At 41.1% G+C, this 23,851-nt stretch carries 29 protein-coding genes; all 29 read left to right on the forward strand.

Translation table 11 applies throughout. From position 1 onward, the window contains the following. The first annotated feature begins 22 nt into the window (after positions 1–22). The 29 genes from ccrZ to groL all read left to right on the forward strand — a co-directional run bounded on the left by ccrZ (position 23) and on the right by groL (position 23,830). Complete coding sequence (gene ccrZ, locus ACWPUA_RS02655) at positions 23–817, forward strand: cell cycle regulator CcrZ (protein ID WP_006150214.1); 795 nt, start codon at positions 23–25, stop codon at positions 815–817. Continuing rightward, complete coding sequence (gene trmB / locus ACWPUA_RS02660) at positions 814–1,449, forward strand: tRNA (guanosine(46)-N7)-methyltransferase TrmB (protein WP_454378941.1); 636 nt, start codon at positions 814–816, stop codon at positions 1,447–1,449. The genes ccrZ and trmB overlap by 4 nt, the downstream gene beginning before the upstream one ends. Before the next feature lie 168 nt (positions 1,450–1,617). Then, entirely contained in the window at positions 1,618–2,769 is a 1,152-nt protein-coding gene (locus tag ACWPUA_RS02665) for a glycoside hydrolase family 3 protein (protein ID WP_454378943.1), read from the forward strand. 165 nt (positions 2,770–2,934) lie between these two features. Continuing rightward, on the forward strand, positions 2,935–3,414 hold the full coding sequence (gene rimP, locus ACWPUA_RS02670; protein WP_004251813.1) for a ribosome maturation factor RimP: 480 nt from the start codon (positions 2,935–2,937) through the stop codon (positions 3,412–3,414). Between the two features lie 41 nt (positions 3,415–3,455). Continuing rightward, the gene (nusA, locus tag ACWPUA_RS02675; protein WP_454378946.1) at positions 3,456–4,592 is read left to right on the forward strand and encodes a transcription termination factor NusA; all 1,137 of its coding nucleotides are present in this window, start codon (positions 3,456–3,458) and stop codon (positions 4,590–4,592) included. Between the two features lie 21 nt (positions 4,593–4,613). Then, positions 4,614–4,907, forward strand: coding sequence for an RNase P modulator RnpM (gene rnpM, locus ACWPUA_RS02680; protein ID WP_247912793.1), 294 nt, complete (start codon positions 4,614–4,616; stop codon positions 4,905–4,907). Next, the gene (locus tag ACWPUA_RS02685) at positions 4,900–5,199 is read left to right on the forward strand and encodes a YlxQ-related RNA-binding protein (protein ID WP_316599279.1); all 300 of its coding nucleotides are present in this window, start codon (positions 4,900–4,902) and stop codon (positions 5,197–5,199) included. The genes rnpM and ACWPUA_RS02685 overlap by 8 nt, the downstream gene beginning before the upstream one ends. Before the next feature lie 16 nt (positions 5,200–5,215). After that, positions 5,216–7,957 (forward strand): translation initiation factor IF-2, encoded by a 2,742-nt coding sequence (infB, locus tag ACWPUA_RS02690; protein ID WP_454378949.1) that lies wholly within the window; start codon positions 5,216–5,218, stop codon positions 7,955–7,957. Between the two features lie 165 nt (positions 7,958–8,122). Further along, positions 8,123–8,473, forward strand: coding sequence for a 30S ribosome-binding factor RbfA (gene rbfA / locus ACWPUA_RS02695; protein ID WP_004251823.1), 351 nt, complete (start codon positions 8,123–8,125; stop codon positions 8,471–8,473). Positions 8,474–8,619: 146 nt separating this feature from the next. Next, positions 8,620–9,399: a hypothetical protein gene (locus tag ACWPUA_RS02700; protein ID WP_454378951.1), complete on the forward strand. Its 780-nt coding sequence runs from the start codon at positions 8,620–8,622 to the stop codon at positions 9,397–9,399. A 104-nt stretch (positions 9,400–9,503) separates the two neighbouring features. After that, on the forward strand, positions 9,504–9,737 hold the full coding sequence (locus tag ACWPUA_RS02705; protein WP_006151852.1) for a DUF1858 domain-containing protein: 234 nt from the start codon (positions 9,504–9,506) through the stop codon (positions 9,735–9,737). Then, positions 9,737–11,071 (forward strand): DUF438 domain-containing protein, encoded by a 1,335-nt coding sequence (locus ACWPUA_RS02710; protein ID WP_454378953.1) that lies wholly within the window; start codon positions 9,737–9,739, stop codon positions 11,069–11,071. The genes ACWPUA_RS02705 and ACWPUA_RS02710 overlap by 1 nt, the downstream gene beginning before the upstream one ends. A 9-nt stretch (positions 11,072–11,080) precedes the next feature. Continuing rightward, a complete protein-coding gene (locus ACWPUA_RS02715) occupies positions 11,081–11,335 on the forward strand; it encodes a DUF1912 family protein (RefSeq protein ID WP_004251830.1) in 255 nt (84 codons plus the stop codon). A 235-nt stretch (positions 11,336–11,570) separates the two neighbouring features. Further along, on the forward strand, positions 11,571–11,861 hold the full coding sequence (locus ACWPUA_RS02720) for a DUF4651 domain-containing protein (protein WP_024053819.1): 291 nt from the start codon (positions 11,571–11,573) through the stop codon (positions 11,859–11,861). Then, positions 11,858–12,175 (forward strand): thioredoxin family protein, encoded by a 318-nt coding sequence (locus ACWPUA_RS02725; protein WP_006144978.1) that lies wholly within the window; start codon positions 11,858–11,860, stop codon positions 12,173–12,175. The genes ACWPUA_RS02720 and ACWPUA_RS02725 overlap by 4 nt, the downstream gene beginning before the upstream one ends. 9 nt (positions 12,176–12,184) lie before the next feature. Next, positions 12,185–12,811: a YtpR family tRNA-binding protein gene (ytpR, locus tag ACWPUA_RS02730; protein ID WP_454378956.1), complete on the forward strand. Its 627-nt coding sequence runs from the start codon at positions 12,185–12,187 to the stop codon at positions 12,809–12,811. Positions 12,812–12,852: 41 nt separating this feature from the next. Next, positions 12,853–13,614, forward strand: coding sequence for an SDR family NAD(P)-dependent oxidoreductase (locus tag ACWPUA_RS02735; protein WP_320693777.1), 762 nt, complete (start codon positions 12,853–12,855; stop codon positions 13,612–13,614). 76 nt (positions 13,615–13,690) lie between these two features. Continuing rightward, positions 13,691–14,086, forward strand: coding sequence for a single-stranded DNA-binding protein (locus ACWPUA_RS02740; RefSeq protein ID WP_414309940.1), 396 nt, complete (start codon positions 13,691–13,693; stop codon positions 14,084–14,086). Positions 14,087–14,274: 188 nt separating this feature from the next. Next, the gene (locus ACWPUA_RS02745; RefSeq protein ID WP_250306798.1) at positions 14,275–15,258 is read left to right on the forward strand and encodes a substrate-binding domain-containing protein; all 984 of its coding nucleotides are present in this window, start codon (positions 14,275–14,277) and stop codon (positions 15,256–15,258) included. Next, positions 15,258–16,574: a sensor histidine kinase gene (locus ACWPUA_RS02750; RefSeq protein ID WP_454378959.1), complete on the forward strand. Its 1,317-nt coding sequence runs from the start codon at positions 15,258–15,260 to the stop codon at positions 16,572–16,574. Before ACWPUA_RS02745 ends, ACWPUA_RS02750 begins: the two co-directional genes overlap by 1 nt. A gap of 6 nt (positions 16,575–16,580) precedes the next feature. Beyond that, the gene (locus ACWPUA_RS02755; RefSeq protein ID WP_254724613.1) at positions 16,581–17,264 is read left to right on the forward strand and encodes a response regulator transcription factor; all 684 of its coding nucleotides are present in this window, start codon (positions 16,581–16,583) and stop codon (positions 17,262–17,264) included. After that, positions 17,261–18,559 carry an ABC transporter substrate-binding protein gene (locus tag ACWPUA_RS02760; RefSeq protein ID WP_250306800.1) on the forward strand — a complete coding sequence of 433 codons (1,299 nt, stop codon included), beginning with the start codon at positions 17,261–17,263 and terminating at the stop codon, positions 18,557–18,559. The genes ACWPUA_RS02755 and ACWPUA_RS02760 overlap by 4 nt, the downstream gene beginning before the upstream one ends. A gap of 139 nt (positions 18,560–18,698) precedes the next feature. Next, entirely contained in the window at positions 18,699–19,136 is a 438-nt protein-coding gene (locus ACWPUA_RS02765) for a PTS sugar transporter subunit IIA (protein ID WP_454378961.1), read from the forward strand. Positions 19,137–19,150: 14 nt separating this feature from the next. Next, positions 19,151–19,645, forward strand: a complete 495-nt coding sequence (locus ACWPUA_RS02770) for a PTS system mannose/fructose/N-acetylgalactosamine-transporter subunit IIB (protein WP_254724525.1) — start codon at positions 19,151–19,153, stop codon at positions 19,643–19,645. Between the two features lie 52 nt (positions 19,646–19,697). Next, the gene (locus tag ACWPUA_RS02775; RefSeq protein ID WP_006151610.1) at positions 19,698–20,540 is read left to right on the forward strand and encodes a PTS mannose/fructose/sorbose/N-acetylgalactosamine transporter subunit IIC; all 843 of its coding nucleotides are present in this window, start codon (positions 19,698–19,700) and stop codon (positions 20,538–20,540) included. Further along, positions 20,524–21,378, forward strand: a complete 855-nt coding sequence (locus ACWPUA_RS02780) for a PTS system mannose/fructose/sorbose family transporter subunit IID (protein ID WP_454379312.1) — start codon at positions 20,524–20,526, stop codon at positions 21,376–21,378. Before ACWPUA_RS02775 ends, ACWPUA_RS02780 begins: the two co-directional genes overlap by 17 nt. A gap of 102 nt (positions 21,379–21,480) precedes the next feature. Further along, positions 21,481–21,774 (forward strand): DUF202 domain-containing protein, encoded by a 294-nt coding sequence (locus ACWPUA_RS02785; RefSeq protein ID WP_414277170.1) that lies wholly within the window; start codon positions 21,481–21,483, stop codon positions 21,772–21,774. A gap of 136 nt (positions 21,775–21,910) precedes the next feature. After that, positions 21,911–22,195 (forward strand): co-chaperone GroES, encoded by a 285-nt coding sequence (groES, locus tag ACWPUA_RS02790; RefSeq protein WP_269797236.1) that lies wholly within the window; start codon positions 21,911–21,913, stop codon positions 22,193–22,195. Positions 22,196–22,210: 15 nt separating this feature from the next. Further along, the gene (gene groL / locus ACWPUA_RS02795; protein ID WP_454378965.1) at positions 22,211–23,830 is read left to right on the forward strand and encodes a chaperonin GroEL; all 1,620 of its coding nucleotides are present in this window, start codon (positions 22,211–22,213) and stop codon (positions 23,828–23,830) included. Positions 23,831–23,851 lie beyond the last annotated feature (21 nt).

Raw genomic sequence — 23,851 nt, forward strand, 5'->3', positions numbered from 1 at the left:
AAACTTTATTCGGAGGAAAGAAATGGACTTGGGTGATATTGAGCTAACGCTAACCCCGATATCTGGGAAGAGCGGAAAAGCTTATATGGGAAGTTATCCTGATGGAAAACGTGTTTTTATAAAAATGAATACTTCTCCAATCCTGCCTGGTTTAGCTAGAGAGCAAATTGCACCACAATTGCTCTGGAGCCGTCGTTTACCAGACGGCCGTGATATGTCCGCTCAGGAATGGTTGACAGGAAAAATTTTGACGCCAAGTGATATGAACCGTAAACAAATTATCGATATTTTGACACGTTTACACTGTTCACGTCCCTTAATGACCCAGTTGACAAGATTGGGATATGCAATGGAAACACCTTCGGATTTACTTCAGTCATGGGTAAACAAGGCTCCGGATGCTTTAAAAAACAACCAGTATCTACGTATGGTTTTAGGTGATTTGCGTGAGAATCTTCCTGGCTTTAGGGAAGACTATGCAACCATAGTCCATGGGGATGTTCGTCATAGCAACTGGTTTGAAACAGAGAGTGGCTTGATTTATTTAGTAGATTGGGATTCTGTTCGCTTGACTGATCGTATGTTTGATGTGGCCTATCTGCTCTGTCACTATATTCCAGAGTATCAGTGGCAAGAATGGCTAACTAATTATGGCTATAAGTATAATCAAACTGTCTTGAATAAGTTATATTGGTATGCTCAACTGTCATTTTTGAGCCTCATTACCAAATACTATGAAAATCAAGATTTGGATAATGTAAATCGGGAAATCTATGCTTTGCGTAGCTTCCGAGAAAAGTATGGAAAGAAAAAATGAGAGTTAGAAATCGTAAAGGGGCAACAGAACTGTTAGAGGCTAATCCGCAGTATGTTGTCTTAAACCCCGCAGAAGCTAAAGGGAAGTGGCGAGATTTGTTTGGCAATGACAATCCAATCCATGTAGAGGTTGGTAGTGGCAAAGGAGCTTTCGTAACAGGAATGGCCAAACAAAATCCTAGCATCAACTATATCGGGATTGATATTCAGAAGTCTGTATTAAGCTATGCTTTAGACAAGGTCTTAGAAGTTGGAGTTCCCAACATCAAACTTTTATGGGTTGATGGTTCAGAATTGACCAATTATTTTGAAGATGGTGAAATTGACCGCTTGTATTTGAATTTCTCGGATCCATGGCCTAAAAAACGCCATGAGAAGCGTCGTTTGACTTATAAGAGCTTCTTGGACACTTTCAAACGAATCTTACCTGAACACGGTGAAATTCATTTCAAGACAGATAATCGTGGCTTGTTTGAATATAGCTTAGTGAGCTTTTCACAATATGGCATGAAACTCAAGGGCGTTTGGTTAGATTTACATGCCAGCGACTTTGAAGAAAATGTTATGACTGAGTATGAGCAAAAGTTTTCAAGCAAGGGTCAAGTCATTTATAGAGTTGAAGCTCAGTTTTAATGTAAAGACTTGTTAGTGAAAAACTGTCGTTCACTCAAATATAATGTAAATATGTAACTCAAGGATTTAGTTCTGTCTTCGACAGGACTAAATCCTTGAGTTTTTTATAGATTTGGGTTTTTGATAAGTGTGTACTTGTGCCCTGATAAGTGGTATAATGAAGGGGTTATGAGAAGAAGCATAAAACCTGTTGTAGTCTATCTTTTCTTTCTCCTTGTGATAGGTGGTTTGATTTTTTTGGATTATCAACACCATCGACAAGCAGATGTGCAAGTAGAAAAAACTGAGAAAACTACTCAAACCAGTGAAACAGATAAGGAAAAGGTTGTTGAAGATAGATTAGCCACAATGACCTTGGAGGAGAAAGTCGGGCAATTATTCTGGGCTAGAGTTCCTGCCGATCATCAAATAGAAGATCTCAAATCCTATCATTTGTCTGGTTATATCTTATTTGGACGAGATTTTGAAGGACAAACCTTAGAGGATATGAAGGCTTTGACAAGTCGCTACCAGGCCGCTTCCAAGACACCTTTATTGATTGGTTCAGATGAAGAAGGGGGAACAGTAACACGTATCAGTTCGATTTTGGAGACTCCTTTCCAATCTCCTATGACCCTTTATCATCAAGGAGGGATGGAGGCTGTTCTTTCTGATACTAGGAAAAAGGCAGAGGTGCTGAAATCTGTTGGTATCAATGCTGGACTCTTTCCAGTTGCGGATCTTGCTGGTGATTCATCAGCCTTTATTTACGATCGGACCATAGGACAAGATGCCCAAACAACTGCAAGTTATGTTAAGCAAGTTGTAGAAGAACTTCAAAAGAATAAGGTCGGTTCAACCTTGAAGCATTTCCCAGGATATGGTGATAATGGAGACAGTCATACCGACATTATCCAAGACAACCGCTCTTTGGATGATTTAAGACAAGCAGATTTTCTACCCTTTCAAGCTGGCATAGATGCAGGTGCGGATAGTATTTTAGTTTCTCACAACATCCTGACTAAAATTGATATAGTGCCGTCATCTATCTCGCCAAAAATCAACGAAATTCTTCGCAAGGAGCTGAATTTTAAAGGGGTCATAATGACGGATGATTTAGATATGGCAGGATTAGCCGATTTTGTCAGTCAGGATGAAGCTGCTCTCCAGGTAATATTAGCTGGAAATGATTTAATCCTAGGTTCTTCCTACCAAACTCAGATTCCTTATCTATTAAAGAAAATTTCTTATGGGGACTTGACAGAAGAGCGTATTGATGAGTCTGTAAGACGTATTTTAGCATGGAAATATGACTTGGGATTATTCGATACGTCTCAGTAAAAGGAAACGTCATTTATAAAATCATGCAGAAACCTTTGAAGGAAAGCCTTCTATTGGTTGTGAAAAGGTCAAATCCTTGCAGGTTGGATTGATTTGTGTTATACTAATAACAAGAATATAAGAAAGAGAGGCGGGGAGATATCTTCGCCTCTTGCTTATGAGGAGGTGGACGCAATCGCAACTATCGTTGAATTAGTCAGAGAAGTCGTAGAACCTGTTATTGAAGCTCCTTTTGAACTCGTAGATATCGAGTACGGAAAGATTGGCAGTGACATGATTCTTAGTATTTTTGTAGACAAGCCTGAAGGAATCACCTTGAATGATACAGCAGACTTGACTGAAATTATCAGTCCTGTCCTAGATACTATCAAGCCGGATCCCTTCCCAGAACAATATTTCCTAGAAATTACAAGTCCAGGATTGGAGCGTCCTTTGAAAACCAAGGAAGCAGTTGCTGGAGCGGTTGGGAAATACATCCATGTCGGGCTCTATCAAGCCATCGATAAGCAAAAGGTTTTTGAAGGAACCTTGTTGTCCTTTGAAGAGGATGAGTTGACTATGGAATATATGGATAAAACTCGCAAGAAAACAGTCCAAATTCCATATAACTTGGTATCAAAAGCACGTTTAGCAGTAAAATTATAGAAAGAAAGGATAGCTTTTGAGAATTCAAAAGTAAAAAGAACATGAGTAAAGAAATGCTAGAGGCCTTCCGCATTTTGGAAGAAGACAAGGGAATCAAGAAAGAAGATATCATCGACGCAGTAGTAGAATCACTTCGTTCTGCTTACCGTAGACGCTATGGTCAATCTGATAGTGTAGCTATTGATTTCAACGAAAAGACAGGTGACTTTACTGTCTATACTGTCCGTGAAGTTGTTGATGAAGTATTTGATAGCCGTTTGGAAATCAGTTTAAAAGATGCCCTTGCTATTAATTCAGCCTATGAGCTTGGTGACAAAATCAAATTTGAAGAAGCACCAGGAGAGTTTGGTCGTGTAGCAGCCCAATCTGCTAAACAAACTATCATGGAAAAAATGCGTAAGCAAACACGTGCAATTACCTACAATACATACAAAGAGCATGAACAAGAAATCATGTCAGGTACAGTAGAACGTTTTGACAACCGTTTCATTTATGTTAACCTTGGTAGCATCGAAGCCCAATTGTCAAAACAAGACCAAATTCCTGGAGAAGTGTTTGCTTCCCATGACCGTATCGAAGTTTATGTCTACAAAGTGGAAGACAATCCTCGTGGAGTAAACGTCTTTGTTAGCCGTAGCCACCCAGAGATGATCAAACGTTTGATGGAACAAGAGATTCCAGAAGTTTACGATGGAACCGTTGAAATCATGAGCGTAGCTCGTGAAGCAGGTGACCGTACAAAGGTTGCTGTTCGTAGTCATAATCCAAATGTGGACGCTATCGGAACAATCGTTGGTCGCGGTGGAGCAAACATTAAGAAAATCACAAGCAAATTCCATCCAGCTCGTTACGATGCTAAGAGCGACCGCATGGTACCTGTAGAAGAAAACATCGATGTAATCGAGTGGGTAGCAGATCCAGCTGAATTTATTTACAATGCCATTGCTCCTGCTGAAGTTGACCAAGTTATCTTTGATGAAAACGATAGCAAGCGTGTCTTGGTTGTTGTACCAGATAACAAACTATCTCTTGCTATCGGTCGTCGTGGACAAAATGTTCGCTTAGCAGCCCATTTGACTGGTTACCGTATCGATATCAAGTCTGCAAGTGAATTTGAAGAGATGGAAGAAGCAGGTCAAGTGGATTACGCTGAAACAGACGAATTGATTGAAGAATAAGATCTGCTAGAGGAGGGAAAGATGAAAACAAGAAAAATCCCTTTGCGCAAGTCTGTTGTTTCCAACGATGTGATTGATAAGCGAGATTTACTTCGTATTGTCAAGAACAAAGAAGGTGAGGTCTTTATCGACCCGACAGGCAAGGCTAATGGCCGGGGCGCTTATATCAAGCTAGATAATGCAGAAGCCCTAGAGGCTAAAAAGAAAAAAGTCTTTAACCGTAGCTTTAATATGGAAGTTGAAGAAAGCTTTTATGACGAGCTGATTGCCTATGTCAATCACAAAGTAAAAAGAAGAGAGTTAGGACTTGAATAAGCAAAAAGTAAGTAATCTCTTGGGACTTGCTCAGCGAGCAGGGAAAATCATTTCGGGTGAAGAGATGGTGGTTAAGGCTATTCAAGACCAGAAAGTAAAACTGGTATTTCTGGCCCATGATGCTGCTCCTAACCTGACCAAGAAGATTCAGGATAAAAGCCACTATTATCAAGTAGAAGTTATTACCGTGTTTTCAACACTGGAATTAAGCATAGCAGTCGGGAAATCGAGAAAGGTTCTGGCTGTAACAGATGCTGGATTTACAAAGAAAATGAGGTCTCTTATGGAATAGAAGAGGAGGACATGATTTGTCTAAGAAAAGATTGTACGAAATCGCAAAAGAACTTGGAAAAGAAAGTAAGGATATTGTAGCGCGTGCAAAAGAGCTAGGCTTGGAAGTGAAAAGCCATGCTTCAAGCGTAGAGGCGGCTGCTGCTGAAAAAATCGTAGCTAGCTTTAAGCCTGCTGCTCCTAAATCAGAAGCAAAACCTGTAGCGCCAAAAGCAAGTGAAGCGAAGGTGGAAAGTAAACCAGCTACGCCAGCAACTCCTAAGGAAGAAAAAGTTGTAGCTGCAAGACCACAGAGTCGAAACTTTAAGGCTGAACGTGAAGCGCGTGCCAAAGAGCAAGCGGAACGACGCAAGCAAAACAAGGGTAACAACCGCGATCAACAACAAAACGGTAACCGTCAAAAGAACGATAACCGTAATGGTGGGAAACCTGGTCAAGGGAACCGTGACAATCGTCGTTTTAACGACCAAGGGAAGAAACCACAAGGCCAAGGAAATCGCGGTAATGATTATCGCCAACAAGCTGATAATCGTCCCAACCAAGCTGGTCCTCGTATTGATTTTAAAGCCCGAGCAGCAGCTCTGAAGGCTGAGCAAAATGCAGAATACGCACGCTCAAGCGAGGAACGCTTCAAACAGTCTCAAGTTGCCAAAGAAGCCTTGGCTCAAGCTAATAAACGCAAGGAGCCAGAAGAAATCTTTGAGGAAGCTGCTAAACTAGCTGAACAAACTCAGCCTGTAGTTGAAGTAGCTCCTGTAGCCAAAGAGGCTGTAGTGGATACACGTCGTAAAAAGCAAGCTCGACCAGACAAAGATCGTGATGATTACGATCATGAGGAAGATGGTCCTAGAAAACAACAAAAGAATCGAAGTAGTCAGAATCAAGTGAGAAATCAAAGAAATAGTAACTGGAATAACAATAAGAAAAATAAAAAAGGAAATAAACAAAATAACCGTAATCAGGCTCCAAAACCTATTACAGAGCGTAAATTCCATGAATTGCCAACAGAATTTGAATATACAGATGGTATGACTGTTGCGGAAATCGCAAAACGTATCAAACGTGAACCAGCTGAGATTGTTAAGAAACTATTTATGATGGGCGTTATGGCCACTCAAAACCAATCTTTGGATGGAGAAACAATCGAACTCCTCATGGTTGACTATGGAATTGAAGCTAAACAAAAGGTAGAAGTGGACAATGCGGATATCGAACGTTTCTTCGTAGAAGATGGATATCTAAATGAAGACAAGTTGGTTGAACGTCCACCAGTTGTAACTATCATGGGACACGTTGACCATGGTAAAACAACCCTTTTGGATACCCTACGTAATTCTCGTGTCGCTACAGGAGAAGCAGGTGGTATCACTCAGCATATTGGTGCCTACCAGATTGAGGAAAATGGTAAGAAGATTACCTTCCTTGATACACCAGGACACGCGGCCTTTACTTCTATGCGTGCACGTGGTGCCTCTGTTACCGATATTACAATCTTGGTCGTAGCGGCAGATGACGGGGTTATGCCTCAAACTATCGAAGCCATCAACCACTCAAAAGCAGCTAATGTTCCAATCATCGTTGCTATTAACAAGATTGATAAACCAGGTGCCAACCCAGAACGTGTAATCGGCGAATTGGCTGAACACGGTGTTATGTCAACAGCTTGGGGTGGAGATTCTGAGTTTGTAGAAATCTCAGCCAAATTCAACCAAAATATCGATGAACTCTTGGAAACTGTTCTTCTTGTAGCTGAAATTCAAGAACTCAAAGCAGACCCAACCGTTCGTGCCATCGGTACTGTTATCGAAGCTCGCTTGGATAAAGGTAAAGGTGCGGTTGCAACCCTCCTTGTTCAACAAGGTACCTTGAACGTTCAAGACCCAATCGTTGTTGGTAATACTTTCGGACGTGTCCGTGCCATGACCAATGACCTTGGACGTCGTGTTAAGGTTGCAGGACCATCAACACCAGTATCTATTACAGGTTTGAACGAAGCACCGATGGCAGGTGATCACTTTGCCGTTTATGAAGATGAAAAATCTGCTCGTGCAGCAGGTGAAGAGCGTGCCAAACGTGCTCTTATGAAGCAACGTCAAGCTACACAGCGTGTAAGCCTTGAAAACCTCTTTGACACTCTTAAAGCTGGTGAACTCAAGTCTGTTAACGTCATCATCAAAGCCGACGTACAAGGTTCAGTTGAAGCCCTTTCTGCATCACTACAAAAGATTGATGTGGAAGGTGTAAAAGTTACCATCGTCCACTCAGCAGTTGGTGCCATCAACGAATCTGACGTGACTCTTGCGGAAGCTTCAAATGCCTTTATCGTTGGTTTCAACGTACGTCCTACACCACAAGCTCGCCAACAAGCAGAAGCCGACGATGTAGAAATCCGTCTCCACAGCATTATCTACAAGGTTATCGAAGAGATGGAAGAAGCCATGAAAGGTATGCTTGATCCAGAATTTGAAGAAAAAGTTATCGGTGAAGCGATTATCCGTGAAACCTTCAAAGTGTCTAAAGTCGGAACAATCGGTGGATTTATGGTTACTAGCGGTAAAGTTACCCGTGACTCTAAAGTCCGTGTTATTCGTGACGGTGTCGTTATTTACGATGGTGAACTTGCAAGCTTGAAACACTATAAAGATGACGTCAAAGAAGTTACAAACGGCCGTGAAGGTGGTCTCATGATTGATGGTTACAATGATATCAAGATGGATGATGTGATTGAGGCCTATATCATGGAAGAAATCAAACGATAATAGAGAAACGATAGCTCATTTGACTCGTTGTCAACAGCGCCTTGATGAACTTCAGTTCTATCTAAGGCTTGTTTCCTAGATTCAAATGGCTCTAGTTCCTCTATCTTCTAGAAATAGCTAGGTCTGCTGGCCTAGCTTTTGATTCAATAGAGAGGAAGGAATAGCATGGGAAATCATTTCCGTACGGATCGTGTGGGCATGGAAATCAAACGCGAAGTCAATGAGATTTTGCAAAAGAAAGTCCGTGATCCCCGTGTCCAAGGAGTGACCATCACAGATGTTCAGATGCTAGGTGACTTGTCTGTAGCTAAGGTTTACTACACCATTTTGAGTAATCTTGCTTCAGATAATCAAAAAGCTCAAATCGGGCTTGAAAAAGCAACCGGAACTATCAAACGTGAGCTTGGTCACAATTTGAAATTGTATAAAATTCCAGACTTGACCTTTGTCAAAGACGAATCCATCGAGTATGGAAACAAGATTGACGAAATGTTACGCAATCTGGATAAGAAATAAGAAAGAGGGGCAACCCTCTTTTTTGTTACTTTAAACATGATGATAGATTAATTAGTTGCCCTTCTTAAAAGTCGGTTAAAAAAATGTATAAATCTCTAATAGTATGATATGATAAAGCTTAACTTGAATATAAAATGGAGATATAGATGGCTAAACAAGATCTAGCTATAAAAGTTTTACAACAAGTTGTAAAGCTTCCTGTCGTGAAAGTAAATAGAGAAAAATTTTTAGTGGAGAAGTTCTCTAAAGAATTAGATAAGAGGGATATTGCCAAATTGTTAGAACAAGGTCCTCCTTCATTATTACCCCAGGAAACCTTAGATAGGGTAGCCAGGTCCTGCATAAAGGATAATGTTTTACGAGCAAGTGGAACATCTGTTCTAGTAGGTCTACCTGGAGGTATTCTAATGGCGCTTACTATTCCAACGGATGTAGCTCAGTTTTATGCTTTTTCCTTGAAATTAGCCCAAGAATTGGGATATATTTATGGATTTAATGATCTTTGGGCATCAAGAAATGACTTAAGTGAAGAAGCTAAAAACACACTATTACTTTATCTAGGGGTCATGCTTGGGGTAAACGGAGCGGGTGCCTTGCTTCGTTCTAGTGGTGTTACAGTCGCTAAACATGTAATGACCACAGTACCTCAGAAAGCCGTAGCCAAAGCTGGCTGGTACCCTATTTTAAAAAAGGTTATGAAAATTTTTGGGGTTACTCTTACAAGGAGAGGCTTGGCAAAGGGAATGGGAAAAGCGATTCCTATTCTAGGTGGGGTTATTTCAGGGGGATTAACCTATGCGACTATGAAACCCATGGGCGAAAGATTGCAAAAAGAATTGTCCAAATTAGTTAACTATTCTGAAGTGCAATATCAAAATGATATAGCAATTATTCGAAAAGAGGCTGAGAGAATCGAAGCTGACTGATATGAAGAAACTAGCAAGTCTTGTGTTGCTAGTTTTTTTAATCCCATTCCTTATGGTATAATAAAAGCAGTTAAATGATTAGAAATAGACTCATGGAGGTTCTCATGGACAATATAATCGATGTATCAATTCCCGTTGCGGAAGTGGTGGATAAACATCCAGAAGTTTTAGATGTTTTGGTTGAGCTTGGTTTTAAACCTCTTGCAAATCCCTTGATGCGTAATACTGTAGGGCGAAAAGTTTCGCTCAAACAAGGCTCAAAGCTTGAAGGGACTCCTATGGATAAGATTGTACGTACGCTTGAAGCAAATGGTTACGAAGTGATCGGGTTAGACTAATGACAGATGAACGTATTCATATCCTGCGGGATATTTTATTAGAATTGCATAATGGGGCCTCTCCAGAGTCCGTTCAGGAACGATTCGATGCTACTTTTACAGGTGTATCTGCTATTGAGATTTCCCTCATGGAGCACGAGTTGATGAACTCTGACTCAGGCGTCACCTTTGAAGATGTCATGGAACTCTGTGATGTGCATGCTAATCTCTTTAAAAATGCTGTTAAAGGCGTAGAAGTCGAAGACACCGAGCATCCTGGTCACCCTGTGCGTGTCTTTAAGGATGAAAATTTAGCCCTCCGTGCTGCTCTGATTCGGGTCCGTAGATTGCTCTCGACTTATGAATCTGTGGACGATGAGGAAATGCTGGCGGAGATGCGTAAGGGTTTGGTACGTCAGATGGGGCTTGTTGGTCAATTTGATATCCACTACCAGCGCAAGGAAGAGCTCTTTTTTCCTATCATGGAACGTTATGGACATGATTCACCTCCCAAAGTCATGTGGGGAGTGGATGATCAGATTAGGGATCTCTTTCAAACAGCCTTAGTGGCAACTAAGTCGCTCCCAGAAGTGCCAATTTCCACCGTAAAGGAAGCTTTTGAAGCTTTTGCGACAGAGTTTGAAAGTATGATTTTTAAGGAAGAATCAATCCTTCTCATGATTCTGCTTGAATCCTTTACCCAGGATGACTGGATTCAGATTGCTGAGGAAAGTGATGCCTATGGATATGCTATTATCCGTCCGTCTGAGAAATGGATTCCTGAACGTCAACGTTTTGTTAAGGAGAAAAGTGTAGAAGAACCAACTCAGCTAGAAACTGTAGATGGACAAGTTCAGCAAGTGATTGATACACCAGAAGGTCAGTTTACTATCACCTTTACACCAAAGGAAAAGGAAACGGTGCTAGATCGCAACAGCCAGCAGGCTTTTGGCAATGGCTATCTCTCAGTTGAACAGGCGAATCTTATCCTTAATCATTTGCCGATGGAGATTACCTTTGTGAATAAGGATGATATCTTCCAGTATTATAACGATAATACGCCAGCAGATGAAATGATTTTCAAGCGAACACCGTCTCAGGTTGGACGAAATGTCGAACTATGCCATCCACCAAAATATTTGGAGAAAGTCAAAGCGATTATACAAGGTCTTCGTGAAGGGAAAAAAGACAAGTACGAGATGTGGTTCAAGTCAGAATCACGTGGAAAGTTTGTCCATGTCACTTACGCAGCTGTCCACGATCAAGCAGGAGAGTTTCAAGGAGTATTGGAATATGTTCAGGACATCCAACCCTACCGTGAGATTGATAGCGACTTTTTCCGTGGATTAGAATAAGGAGAAACAATGAGTTACGAGCAAGAATTTATGAAGGAATTTGAAGCCTGGGTTAATACCCAGATTATGATCAATGATATGGCTCTTAAGGAAAGTCAAAAGGTCTATGAAGAAGATCAAGATGAGCGCGCTAAAGATGCCATGATTCGCTACGAGAGTCGTTTGGATGCCTACCAGTTCTTACTAGGTAAATTTGAAAACTTCAAGGCAGGCAAGGGATTCCATGATTTACCAGAAGGTTTGTTTGGCGAGAGAAATTATTAATGTTTAGAAATTAGAAAGGAGGCTGGGACAAAAGTCCTAGCCTCTCAATTGTCTTTGGATTGTCGAGCAAGACGCAGTGGTTGAGTGGGCTCTACTACGCTGATTTCATCAGCTTTTACAGCCCTACTCAACTGTGCGGAGGTGGGACGACGAAATCGAATTCTAACGAATTACCGATTTCTGTCCCACTCTCTTTTTCATTGTTCCTTGAGCCTTTTTGTGTTACAATGTTAGCATGAAAACGAAAAATATTATTAAAACAGGTTTAGTCGTGGCAGGGCTTGGAGCACTTGCCTTTGGTGCTAAGAAAGTAGCTGATGATCACAAACTCATGAAGACACAGGAAGAGTTAACGGCTATTGTGCGTGACTATTTCTCAGAAATGGGTGAGATTGGTACTCTCTATGTCCAAGTATACGAAAGTAGCCTAGAACGTCTTGTTGGTGGTGTCATTTTTGAAGATGGTCGTCACTATACCTTTGTCTATGAAGATGAAGATCTCATCTACGAGGAGGAAGTCTTATGATTTCTCCTAAAAATATCGAAGAATTAGCAAATCTAGTAGAGCAGGATGGCAAGAAGGTCTTCCTTTTTGTTGCGGATTGGTGCGGCGACTGCCGTTATATCTATCCTGCCTTGCCAGAGATTGAGGAGGCAAATCCAGAGTTCACTTTTATACGGGTAGACCGAGATGAGTACATGGAACTTGCTAAACTTTGGGATGTATACGGGATTCCAAGTCTTGTTGTTTTAGACAAGGACAAGGAGATTGGACGTTTTGTCAATCGTGACCGTAAAACCAAGGGGCAAATCAATGACTTTTTAGCAAGTTTGAAATAGGAGAAAAGAATGATATTTACATATAATAAAGAACATGTCGGCGATGTCCTTATGGTCATCGTGAAAAACAGTGGTGATGCCAAGCTAGATGTTGAGCGTAAAGGTAATGTAGCGCGTGTTTTCCTAAAAGAAACTGGTGAAACTGTCGCTTGGAACATTTTTGAAGTTTCTAGCATGTTTGAAATCGCTGAGCGCGGGCAAGTCTTTTTAACTGACGACCAAGTAGCCCGTTTGAACCAAGAATTGCAAGAAGAAGGATTTGCTGAAGAAATCATCAATGACAAGGAACCCAAATTTGTGGTTGGTGAGATTGTAGAAATGGTGGCGCATCCAGATAGTGACCATCTAAATATCTGCCAAGTTGCTGTTGGGAATGACAAAACAGTACAAATCGTTGCTGGTGCTCCCAATACACGTATTGGTTTGAAAACCATTGTTGCTCTTCCTGGAGCCATGATGCCAAAAGGCAATCTCATTTTCTCAGGGGAACTTCGTGGGGAAAAGAGTTTTGGTATGATGTGTAGTCCTCGTGAGCTTGCCTTGCCAAATGCTCCCCAAAAACGTGGTGTCATTGAATTATCAGACGACCAGGTAGTTGGAACACCCTTTGACCCGGCTAAGCACTGGACTGCTTAATCAATGAAAGTTACCTATAATCTTTGACAGAGGGAAATAAGATGGCAAAAAATGTAGTCATTACAGGTGCAACATCAGGTATCGGTGAAGCCATTGCGCGTGCATATCTAGAAAAAGGTGAGAATGTTGTACTCACAGGGCGTCGAACAGAAAGGCTCAAAACTCTAAAAACTGAATTCGCAGAAGCCTTTCCAAATCAAAAAATCTGGACCTTTCCGTTAGATGTTACAGATATGAGCATGGTAAAGACTGTTTGTTCAGAAATTTTAGAGACAGTAGGTCAGGTTGAAATCTTGGTCAATAATGCTGGACTGGCTCTAGGCTTATCGCCTTATCAGGACTATGAAGAGTTGGATATGTTGACCATGCTGGATACCAATGTCAAGGGTTTAATGGCTGTTACACGCTGTCTCTTGCCTTCCATGGTAGCAACTAATCAAGGGCATATTATCAATATGGGATCTACTGCAGGGATTTACGCATATGCAGGTGCAGCAGTCTATTCAGCAACCAAGGCTGCAGTCAAAACTTTTTCAGACGGGCTTCGGATTGACACCATTGCGACAGATATCAAGGTGACCACTATTCAGCCTGGTATTGTAGAGACTGACTTTTCTAAGGTCCGTTTCCATGGAGATGAGGCACAGGCGGCGATGGTCTATCAGGGACTTGAAGCCTTGCAGGCGCAAGATATTGCAGATGCTGTAGTTTATGTGACCAGTCAACCACGACGAGTACAAATCACCGATATGACCATCATGGCCAATCAACAAGCAACTGGATTTATGATTCATAGAGATTAATATTATTTTTAAAAAGGTTACAAATCTTGTAACTTTTTTTAATTTCCTTCGAATAGATAAGTAGGAGGATGAAAAAATGTTTAATAAAGTTATTCTTATCGGAAGAATCGTTGCAACACCAGAGTTGCACAAAACCAACAACGACAAGTCAGTGGCTCGTGCGACTATTGCCATTAACCGTCGTTTCAAGGACCAAAATGGGGAACGTGAAGCTGACTTCATCAATATTGTTGTTTGGGGCAAACTTGCTGAAACTTTGGCTAGCTATGCAAGCAAAGGTAGTCTCATTTCCGTAGACGGGGAGCTTCGTACCCGTAAGTTCGAGAAAAATGGTCAGACCAACTATGTGACCGAAGTTCTCGCTACAGGCTTCCAACTTTTGGAAAGTCGTGCCCAACGTGCTATGCGTGAAAATAATGCAGGCCAAGACTTAGCAGATCTAGTTTTGGAAGAGGAGGAACTTCCCTTCTAGTAATAATAAAGAAAGCTGGTTCGTCAATAGACCAGCTTTTTTGGTTTATAATAGTCAAATGATTCGGGAATTATTTCTTTGAAATAAAATAGTTAAATGCATTTGTACAATAAAATCAAGCACTTTTTTTGAAAAAATAGTAAAATAAAGTAAAGTATATTCAAAATTTTCAGAAAAAGGAACGAAGCTTGAAGGGAAACAAAGAGAAAAAAGAATTGTTGAAATGGCTGATAAAGCGTATATTATTGCTGCTCCCAGTGGTCTGTACTCTCTTTTGGATTTTTGGCCGTTGTCAAACAAGTGGCATCAAGGATCAGACTAAAATTGGTGTAACCTATATGACCATGAATAATGAGTTCTATAAAAGTATTCATTCGGAAATTAGTAGAATTTCCGATGAAAGAGGAGCTCTTGTTTGCGTCCGAGATCCAGAATTGGATGAAGAAAGGCAGAGCAAGCAGATTGATGATTTTTGTGCTCAAAAAGTTGATGTGATTGTGATCAATCCGGTCAAGGGGGATAGCCAGTCCATTTTAACTGCTCTTGAAAAAGCTAGAAAACAAGGAATTAAAATCATTGCAGTCGATACCCAACTGAAAAATTTTAAGCCCGATGCAAGTATTGTATCTGATAACTACCAAGCGGGAGTAATGATTGCTAAAGAGCTCATGAAACGTTCTTCTAGCGCTCGAGTCCTCCTTTTGGAGCATAAAGGGACTGTCTCAGCAGATACGCGGATTCAGGGGTTTAAAGACACTATAGAGGGGCACAGTTCTTATCAGATTGTATCGGAACTAGAAACCAAGGGGCAAACGGAGATCGCCATGCCGGCTGTCCAGAATTTTTTACAATCAGGGGTTGAAATTGATACCTTGGTTGCCTTAAATGACCGCTCGGCTATAGGAGCTTTAGCTGCAATTAAGGAGCAAGGAAATAGCCAGTCCATTGCAATTTATGGAATTGATGGCTCACCAGATATGAAATCCTTGTTGCACTCGACGGATGATGTAGTGGGAACCGTTGCTCAATCTCCCTTGAAGATGGGAGACCGTGTTATGGAAGTTATCCAAGATATTTCTGAAGGGAAGAGCTATACCAAAGAGGTGATTATTCCAGTTGAAATGATGACAAAGGAAAACATTGATCAGTTTGATGTGAATGGGTGGCAGTAATGAGAAAGTTTAGAGGTGTTCGATACAGTTTGGCCATTCTTATGGTCGTGAATTTTATTGCTGTTATGCTCAACAGCATCATCTATCTTCAAGCAACCAACTATATCATCGCTCAACGCCAAGCCTCTCTATTATTGGAGCGCCTAGAGCGTATTCCTTTTGCTCCATCTACGACTTTTTGGTTGTCAGCAATCTTATTTGCTGGGATTGCCTTAATATCAATGAGTCGTTATAGACCTCAAACAAGTCGATGGTCCATTTTTGATAAGAGGAATCTTCTGGAGATTCTCCTGATGCTACTGTTGATGTGGGTTCAGAACATAGCTTATAACGGGCTCATTCTCTTGGTTTTTGCGGATATCTTCTATGGCTCCAAAGAGTTGAATACCAAGAGAGATCGGAAGTATTGGTTTGCCTTTATCCTAGTGAGCTTCTTGATGCTCCTTGTAACCAATTCAGACGTCTTTTCGCTTTTCTTCCCAATTCCTTCTCTTGATACCTATATTTATTTTTATCCTGAATCTATCCGTATTTTGGCCTTTTTCTTAAAGAATTCCCTCTACGCCTTGAATATGGTACTCTTCATTATTTCACTTTTATTTTATATCATGAATGTCCTTGCGGAAAATCATGAAGTTGAACAAGAGCTGGCCATGGTGTCCAAGGTTAATACCGAGTTGAACAACTATATGGCCTTATCTGAGAAGATTGCGGAGGATCGGGAGCGCAAGCGGATTGCTCGGGAGATTCACGATACCTTGGGACACGCGTTAACAGGGATTTCAGCAGGTTTAGATGCTGTCGGGGTCTTGATTGATATCAATCCAAGTCGTGCCAAAGAACAGGTAAAAAACGTATCAGAAGTCGTCCGTGAAGGAATCCAGGATGTGAGAGGCTCTCTAAATCGCCTTCGTCCAGGAGCCCTTGAGGAGCGAACTCTCAAAGATGCTTTAGAAAAGACAATCCGCGAATACCAAATTCTTTCAAACTTGCAAGTTGATCTCAACTATGAATGGATCGATGTCGATATGGACGTCATGATTGAAGATACAATCTTTCGTGTGATACAAGAATCTATGACTAATGCGGTTCGCCACGGTCATGCCAGCCACATGGTCCTCCATTTTTTTGAGGACGAAGAAGATTACATGATTGAGTTGCAGGATAATGGAGTTGGGTTTGAAACCTTGACCTATGGATATGGGCTCAAGCAGATGATGGAGCGTATTTCAATTCTAGGAGGCCAGCTTCAATTTGAAAGTCGCGATGGATTTTTCACACGTGTTAGTTTACCAAAATATAAAGAAGGGAGATAAGAGATGATGATAAAAGTAATGGTGGCGGATGACCAGTCCTTGATTCGAGAATCTTTGAAAATTATTTTGTCGGCCTACTCAGATATTGAAGTGGTAGCCACAGTGGAAGATGGGAATCATGTCTTATCTAGCATTCCACACTCGCATCCAGATTTAATCTTAATGGATATTCGGATGCCAGGCATGGATGGGGTTTTAGCTACAAAAGAAGTAAAAGAGCACTATCCGGATATCAAAATTATTATTTTAACAACCTTTGACGATGATGAATTTATCTATAGTGCGCTCAAGTATGGTGCTTCAGGGTATCTCTTAAAAGGAGCCTCGACAGAGGAGCTTTATGAAGCTATTAAGGTGGTGCATCAGGGAGGAGCAATGATCAACCCTGATATCGCAAGCAAGGTCTTTCAAATTTTCTCACAAATGGCCAAATCAAATTTCTCTATTGCTGTGGATGAGGATAACGTTAAGGATTTGAGTATGACGGAATGGCGCATTATCCAAGAGATTGGCTATGGTGAGTCAAATAAAGAGATTGCGGCTAAACTCTTTTTATCAGAAGGAACTGTTCGTAATTACTTATCAACGATTTTGTCGAAATTAAACCTAAGAGATCGAACGCAATTAGCGATTTGGTCAGTCCAAACAGGAGTGACCCGACGTGATTTTTCAAAAGGAAATACGGAATGAAATTGAAGCGAAAGCAACTTTGTTTAGGGATTTGTCTCCTTTTTATGCTCTCTTTGAGTGCTGGTTTTTATTGGTGGAAACAGCAACCGACCGTCCTTCATATAGGAGTTTATGCAGGTTCTAGTTGGGATGTACCGACCAGTCAACGTTCCCATGCATTGGATCTTGCGATCCAAAAATTTGAAAAGTCCCATCCTAATGTTCGTGTGGAATATGAAAATGGAATTCCGCAGTCGGAATATTCAAACTGGCTCTCAGAAAAAATTGTATCAGGAAAGACCCCTGATGTGTTTATGGTTTCTGAGAAAGATTTGTCCTTATTGGCGGCACGTGGCGTTTTAGAAAAGTTAAACGGCTATATGAATAAAGAAGACCAAGTTGCTTTTTATCCTGTTGCATTTGAATCAGGTGTCTATCAGGGGCAAACCTATGCCTTGCCATATGAAAGTAATCCTATTTTGATGTGTGTCAATAAAGATTTGCTGGATAAAGAAGGCATTGAGGTTCCCAAAGAAGGTTGGAGCTTGGAAGAGTTCTATACAATTTGTAAAAAACTAACCAAAGATACCAATGGAGATGGTCAATTGGATCAGTTTGGGAGTACAGAATACACCTGGAAAGAAGCTTTGGCAGCAAATGGGGGTAGTCTCTTTCAGGGTGGGATGCTCAAACTTACGGCTCCAGAAGTCAAAGAATCTTTGACTTTTTTACAAAAATTGGAAGAGCTGAATAAGAACTATAAGGTGAGTTCCAAAGATTTTGACCAAGGGAAAGTAGCGTTTTACCCCATGACTTTGGCTCAATATAGGACTTATAAACCTTATCCCTACCATGTTTCCAAATATTCAAACTTCACCTGGACCTGTATTCCTATGCCTGCTAAGTCAAAAACCACCAAGGCGACCTTGGTTACGACTACTTCTTTTGCTATGTCAGCTCGGACTCCTCATTCAAAGTTAGCTTGGGAATTGATGCAAGTGTTGACAGAGGATCCAGAAATTCAACAACTCCTCTTTGCACAATCTCAAGGGATTTCCGTTATGCCACAGGTGGTCCAAAGTCAGTCTAGTAAAGATCTTCTACAGGTAGATGATTTTGGCACGGATTCCTTGACCAATCAGACCTTAAATCGTATCATGGAACAAGCTGTTGAAAGTAGTCCCAAGAATGTATCCAAAGAAGTGTTAGAAAAGCTGGACTATTTAATTAGCAATGCTTTACGCGATCAGGATGTTGAGAACCGCCTGCCGCAAATTCAAAGGGAGATTGAAAGTAGTCTTCAGGTAGGAGTTTAAAGAAAATAAGATGACATCGTGTCAAGTGACAGATGTCATTTTTTTATTGCTAAATGTCATGTTTATAATGTGACATTTGACAATGTAAAAGCGCTTCCAAATAATCTACAATAGAGTCAAATAAAGGAGGCGTAGCAAAATGAAATACCTCATTTTAGTCAGTCATGGTGGATTGGCAGAAGGGCTAAAAACATCGCTAGCTATGTTTGCTGGTGACAAGATGAATCAAGTCATCGCAGTTGGACTCAAAGAAGGAAAATCAGTCGATGACTTTGCAGTTGACTTTAGAGAGAGCATTTCAGAATTGACAGCAGATGATTCTGTGCTGGTCTTGGCAGATATTGTAGGTGGTAGTCCATTAACCACGGCAGCCACTGTCCTAGAAGAAGCTGGAAAGCTAGATGGAACTTTGATCCTTGGTGGGATGAACCTCACCATGGCCTTGACAGCAGTTGTGATGAAGGATGTGTTGGATGGAGACGATTTGTCAGCAACTATCTTATCAGAAGCACAATCTGCACTACAACCTTTTGAAGTTTCAGCCACTAGTGCTAAAGAAGATGATGACGATATTTAATAGGGGGGTACCTTATGGTAGTAACATTTGTACGGATTGATGACCGCATGATTCACGGTCAAACAGTCACACGCTGGGCAAAAGAAAAACCATGTGATGGTTTGATTGCCGTAAATGATGCAGCAGCATCAAACAAGGTTTTGATCCAAGCTTACAAAGGCGCATCAGACAAGAAAACCTTTGTATGGACAAAAGAGGCCTTTAAAGAAAAGTCAGCAAAAGTAACGGAATCTGACAGTCGGTACTTCTTGATCACCAAAAATCCAATCGATATGAAGGAAATTTTGGTGGATCAAGGTTTTTTCCCAGGAGATGTTAAAGAAATCATCGTTGGCCCTGCAAATGATCGTCCTGGTGCAGTGAAATTGGGTAATAACCAATCCATCACTCAGGAAGAAGCAGAAGCCTTCCAAGCCATTCAAGCAGCAGGATATAAGGTGAAATTCCAGTTGTTGCCTGATGTTTCGATCGGTTATTGGGATGATTTCAAATCAAAATTTGGTTTTTAAAACTAACAGTTCAACTGTTAAATAAATTTACAAACAAAAAGGAGCGTTTGTTATGACAATTTCATGGATTCAAGCAATCTTGCTTGCTGTTTTCGCCAGCTTGTCTTCAATGCCTGGTATGGGTGGTTCCAGTATCGGGAACTATACACTCGGTCGTCCTTTGATTGGTGGGTTGATTTCAGGTTTAATTCTTGGAGATGTGACAACCGGTATTATGGTCGGGGTTGCCCTTCAAGTCGTTTATATCGCCTTGGTAACACCTGGTGGAACCGTATCTGCCGATGTTCGTGCCATCTCTTATATCGGTGTTCCTCTTGCTATCTTGTTTGTGCATGCAAATCACATCACAGACGAAGCTGGAATTGCAGCAGCTGCAGCCCCAATCGGTGCAGCCGTTGGGACAATCGGTACTGTTCTTTTCTACGGTACAGCTACCATGAACTTGCTTTGGCAACACATTGGTTGGAAAGCCGTTGAAGAAGGAAACTTCAAAAAACTCTACGCAGTTGACTGGGTTTACCCATGGATCTCTCACTTCCTCTTCTCTTTCCTTCCAACTATGATTATCACCAAATATGGTGAAAACATGGTTGATTTGATGAAACTTTACCTTCCTATGGATGGTTTCTGGATGAAAGCCCTCTTTACAGTTGGAGCCCTTCTCCCATGTGTCGGTATTGCTATCTTGTTGAAACAAATTGTTACAAAAGCAACTGACTTCATTCCATTCTTTGTTGGATTTACCTTGGCTAAATCTCTCGGCTTGAACTTGGTAGCTAGTGCAGTTGTTTCATTGATCTTTGCAGTAATCTACTATGAACTTGAAGTGATTAAATCTATGAAAGCTGCTCCGGCTGGGGTTGTTTACGTAGACGATGATGAGGAGGATATTTAAAATGGCTGATAGAAAGAAAATTTCAAAGAAAACATTAGCAAAAGCATTTCATCATTGGTATTATGGTCATTTGACTTGTTTCTCTCAAGAACACATGCAAACCTTCGGGTACTTGACTTCTATGCTTCCAATCGTAGAAGAAATGTATGATACAAAAGAAGAACAAAAAGATGCTATGCAAACTTATACCGCCTTTTTCAATACTGAACCGCAACTTGGATCTCTTGTTGTAGGGATTACAGCTGGTTTGGAAGAAGCGCGTGCAAACGGAGATGCAGTAGATGGTGAAACCATCAATGGGATGCGTGCCGGTTTGATGGGACCAATCGCTGGTATTGGTGACTCTTTGATCGTTGGTACCTTGATTCCAGTTCTTTTGGGGATTGCACTTGGTCTTTCTAAAGGTGGTAACGTCGCTGGTGCTATCTTCTACATCGTCGTATGGAACTTCCTAGTCTACTTTGGTATGCGCTTTGCCTTCTTCAAAGGGTATCAATTAGGGGATAAAGCTGTTGAATTCCTAGTAGGACCAAAAGGACAAGCTCTTCGTAAAGCAATCAGCGTTGTCGGTGGTATGGTTATCGGTGCCGTAGCAGCGACTTGGGTCTCTGTTACAACAGCCCTCGAATTCAAAAATGCTGACGGAGAAGCCTTCCTTAAAATTCAAGAAAAGATTGATGGTGTTTATCCAGGTCTCTTGACAGCAACCTTCATCACTATTTGCTGGTGGTTGATGTCTAAGAAAAAAGTTTCACCAAACAAAGTCATGTTAATTCTAGTTGTTGTCGCTTTAATTGGTGTTGCTCTAGGTATCTTTGACCCACATCTTAATTACTAAGGTCGAGAGTACCCCATATTTACTAGTAAAAATTTTGAGAATGAAGTAAACTAATCTCCTTCTCTTACACTTCATTCTCAATTTTTTTTCAGGAGGATTTTCATGGTTACAAAACAAGAACTTGTTAATGGATATGAAACAGAAATTAAGTATCAACGTCACATGCTTGAAAATCTGGGTCGTTGGTTCAGTTTGCTCTTTATCACTGCTAGTATTGGTGTAGTATTGATTTATCTTTTTCATAAAAGCTTCCTCCCACTCTTAATTTTCGGAATTTTACTTGCCTTGGTTGGAATCTTGGGCATGGTTGTTTTTGGATATGGTATCTACCGCGGGCGGATCAATCTCCAAAAGGTTATTGATGATTTCAATCAAAAGTTGACGATTCTCAATTAATATTAAAGGAACATCTCTTTCATTTTTGAGGTGTTTTTTTCTTGACTATTTCTGACTAAGTGATACAATAGAACTATGGTTTAGCACTCGTGTGTAAAGAGTGCTAACAATATGATTATCTTATGGAGGAAAACAGATGTTGAAACCATTAGGAGACCGTGTGGTCTTGAAAATTGAAGAAAAAGAACAAACTGCTGGGGGATTCGTCCTCGCAAAATCAGGCCAAGAAGAAACGAAAACAGCTACTGTAGTGGCTACTGGACAAGGTGTTCGTACCTTGAGCGGTGAGTTAGTCGCTCCAAGTGTAAAAGCTGGAGATCATGTTTTAGTTGAAGCTCATGCAGGTATTGATGTTAAAGATGGGGATGAAAAATACCTCATCGTGGGTGAAGCTAGTATCTTGGCAATCGTTGAAGAATAATAGGAGAAAGTAAGTATGGCAAAAGACATTAAATTTTCATCAGACGCTCGTTCAGCTATGGTTCGTGGCGTTGATATTCTAGCAGATACTGTTAAAGTAACTTTGGGACCTAAAGGTCGTAATGTCGTTCTTGAAAAATCATTTGGCTCACCATTGATTACCAATGACGGTGTTACTATTGCCAAAGAAATTGAATTAGAAGACCATTTTGAAAATATGGGTGCCAAATTGGTATCAGAAGTAGCTTCAAAAACAAATGATATTGCAGGTGACGGAACAACAACTGCAACTGTTTTGACTCAAGCAATCGTCCGCGAAGGAATCAAAAACGTCACAGCAGGTGCTAATCCAATCGGCATTCGTCGTGGGATTGAAGCAGCAGTTGCCGCAGCTGTAGAAGCCTTGAAAAACAATGCCATTCCAGTTGCTAATAAAGAAGCCATCGCTCAGGTTGCTGCCGTATCTTCTCGTTCTGAGAAAGTCGGTGAATACATTTCTGAAGCCATGGAAAAAGTTGGTAAAGATGGTGTCATCACTATTGAAGAATCACGTGGTATGGAAACAGAACTTGAAGTTGTTGAAGGAATGCAGTTCGACCGCGGTTACCTATCGCAGTACATGGTGACAGATAGCGAAAAAATGGTGGCTGATCTTGAAAATCCATACATTTTGATTACTGATAAGAAGATTTCAAATATCCAAGAAATCTTGCCACTTCTAGAAAGCATTCTTCAAAGCAATCGTCCACTCTTGATTATTGCGGATGATGTAGATGGCGAAGCTCTTCCGACTCTTGTATTGAACAAGATTCGCGGAACCTTCAATGTCGTAGCTGTCAAGGCTCCTGGATTTGGTGACCGCCGTAAGGCTATGTTAGAAGACATCGCTATCTTGACAGGTGGAACAGTCATCACAGAAGATCTTGGTCTTGAGTTGAAAGACGCTACTATTGAGGCGCTAGGTCAAGCAGCGAGAGTAACTGTGGACAAAGATAGCACGGTTATCGTAGAAGGTGCTGGAAATCCTGAAGCTATTTCTCACCGTGTTGCGATTATCAAGTCTCAAATTGAAACTACAACTTCTGAATTTGACCGTGAAAAATTGCAAGAACGCTTGGCAAAATTGTCAGGTGGTGTCGCAGTTATCAAGGTCGGTGCTGCAACTGAAACTGAGTTGAAAGAAATGAAACTCCGCATTGAAGATGCCCTCAACGCTACTCGTGCAGCCGTGGAAGAAGGTATCGTTGCCGGAGGTGGTACTGCCCTTGTTAATGTCATCTCAGCCGTTGAAACTTTGGAATTGACAGGAGATGAAGCGACAGGGCGCAACATCGTGCTTCGTGCCTTAGAAGAGCCAGTTCGTCAAATTGCCTACAATGCAGGTTATGAAGGTTCAATCGTTATTGATCGTTTGAAAAATGCAGAGCTTGGAACTGGCTTCAACGCTGCGACAGGTGAATGGGTTAATATGATTGAAGCAGGTATTATCGATCCTGTTAAGGTTAGCCGTTCAGCCCTTCAAAACGCAGCTTCAGTTGCAAGTCTTATCTTGACAACAGAAGCAGTTGTGGCTAACAAGCCAGAACCGGTAGCACCAGCTCCAGCTATGGATCCATCAATGATGGGTGGTTACTAATAAATAAAAACAGGTAGAAAT

The organism is Streptococcus sp. Marseille-Q6504 (assembly GCF_965111625.1).

Excerpts from the sequence above, each read along its gene's own strand:
- ccrZ (WP_006150214.1), top strand. The coding sequence starts at position 23 with ATGGACTTGGGTGATATTGAGCTAACGCTAACCCCGATATCTGGGAAG.
- trmB (WP_454378941.1), top strand. The coding sequence starts at position 814 with ATGAGAGTTAGAAATCGTAAAGGGGCAACAGAACTGTTAGAGGCTAAT.
- ACWPUA_RS02665 (WP_454378943.1), top strand. The coding sequence starts at position 1,618 with ATGAGAAGAAGCATAAAACCTGTTGTAGTCTATCTTTTCTTTCTCCTT.
- nusA (WP_454378946.1), top strand. The coding sequence starts at position 3,456 with ATGAGTAAAGAAATGCTAGAGGCCTTCCGCATTTTGGAAGAAGACAAG.
- rnpM (WP_247912793.1), top strand. The coding sequence starts at position 4,614 with ATGAAAACAAGAAAAATCCCTTTGCGCAAGTCTGTTGTTTCCAACGAT.
- rbfA (WP_004251823.1), top strand. The coding sequence starts at position 8,123 with ATGGGAAATCATTTCCGTACGGATCGTGTGGGCATGGAAATCAAACGC.
- ACWPUA_RS02700 (WP_454378951.1), top strand. The coding sequence starts at position 8,620 with ATGGCTAAACAAGATCTAGCTATAAAAGTTTTACAACAAGTTGTAAAG.
- ACWPUA_RS02705 (WP_006151852.1), top strand. The coding sequence starts at position 9,504 with ATGGACAATATAATCGATGTATCAATTCCCGTTGCGGAAGTGGTGGAT.
- ACWPUA_RS02710 (WP_454378953.1), top strand. The coding sequence starts at position 9,737 with ATGACAGATGAACGTATTCATATCCTGCGGGATATTTTATTAGAATTG.
- ACWPUA_RS02715 (WP_004251830.1), top strand. The coding sequence starts at position 11,081 with ATGAGTTACGAGCAAGAATTTATGAAGGAATTTGAAGCCTGGGTTAAT.
- ACWPUA_RS02720 (WP_024053819.1), top strand. The coding sequence starts at position 11,571 with ATGAAAACGAAAAATATTATTAAAACAGGTTTAGTCGTGGCAGGGCTT.
- ACWPUA_RS02725 (WP_006144978.1), top strand. The coding sequence starts at position 11,858 with ATGATTTCTCCTAAAAATATCGAAGAATTAGCAAATCTAGTAGAGCAG.
- ytpR (WP_454378956.1), top strand. The coding sequence starts at position 12,185 with ATGATATTTACATATAATAAAGAACATGTCGGCGATGTCCTTATGGTC.
- ACWPUA_RS02735 (WP_320693777.1), top strand. The coding sequence starts at position 12,853 with ATGGCAAAAAATGTAGTCATTACAGGTGCAACATCAGGTATCGGTGAA.
- ACWPUA_RS02740 (WP_414309940.1), top strand. The coding sequence starts at position 13,691 with ATGTTTAATAAAGTTATTCTTATCGGAAGAATCGTTGCAACACCAGAG.
- ACWPUA_RS02750 (WP_454378959.1), top strand. The coding sequence starts at position 15,258 with ATGAGAAAGTTTAGAGGTGTTCGATACAGTTTGGCCATTCTTATGGTC.
- ACWPUA_RS02755 (WP_254724613.1), top strand. The coding sequence starts at position 16,581 with ATGATAAAAGTAATGGTGGCGGATGACCAGTCCTTGATTCGAGAATCT.
- ACWPUA_RS02760 (WP_250306800.1), top strand. The coding sequence starts at position 17,261 with ATGAAATTGAAGCGAAAGCAACTTTGTTTAGGGATTTGTCTCCTTTTT.
- ACWPUA_RS02765 (WP_454378961.1), top strand. The coding sequence starts at position 18,699 with ATGAAATACCTCATTTTAGTCAGTCATGGTGGATTGGCAGAAGGGCTA.
- ACWPUA_RS02770 (WP_254724525.1), top strand. The coding sequence starts at position 19,151 with ATGGTAGTAACATTTGTACGGATTGATGACCGCATGATTCACGGTCAA.
- ACWPUA_RS02775 (WP_006151610.1), top strand. The coding sequence starts at position 19,698 with ATGACAATTTCATGGATTCAAGCAATCTTGCTTGCTGTTTTCGCCAGC.
- ACWPUA_RS02780 (WP_454379312.1), top strand. The coding sequence starts at position 20,524 with ATGAGGAGGATATTTAAAATGGCTGATAGAAAGAAAATTTCAAAGAAA.
- ACWPUA_RS02785 (WP_414277170.1), top strand. The coding sequence starts at position 21,481 with ATGGTTACAAAACAAGAACTTGTTAATGGATATGAAACAGAAATTAAG.
- groES (WP_269797236.1), top strand. The coding sequence starts at position 21,911 with ATGTTGAAACCATTAGGAGACCGTGTGGTCTTGAAAATTGAAGAAAAA.
- groL (WP_454378965.1), top strand. The coding sequence starts at position 22,211 with ATGGCAAAAGACATTAAATTTTCATCAGACGCTCGTTCAGCTATGGTT.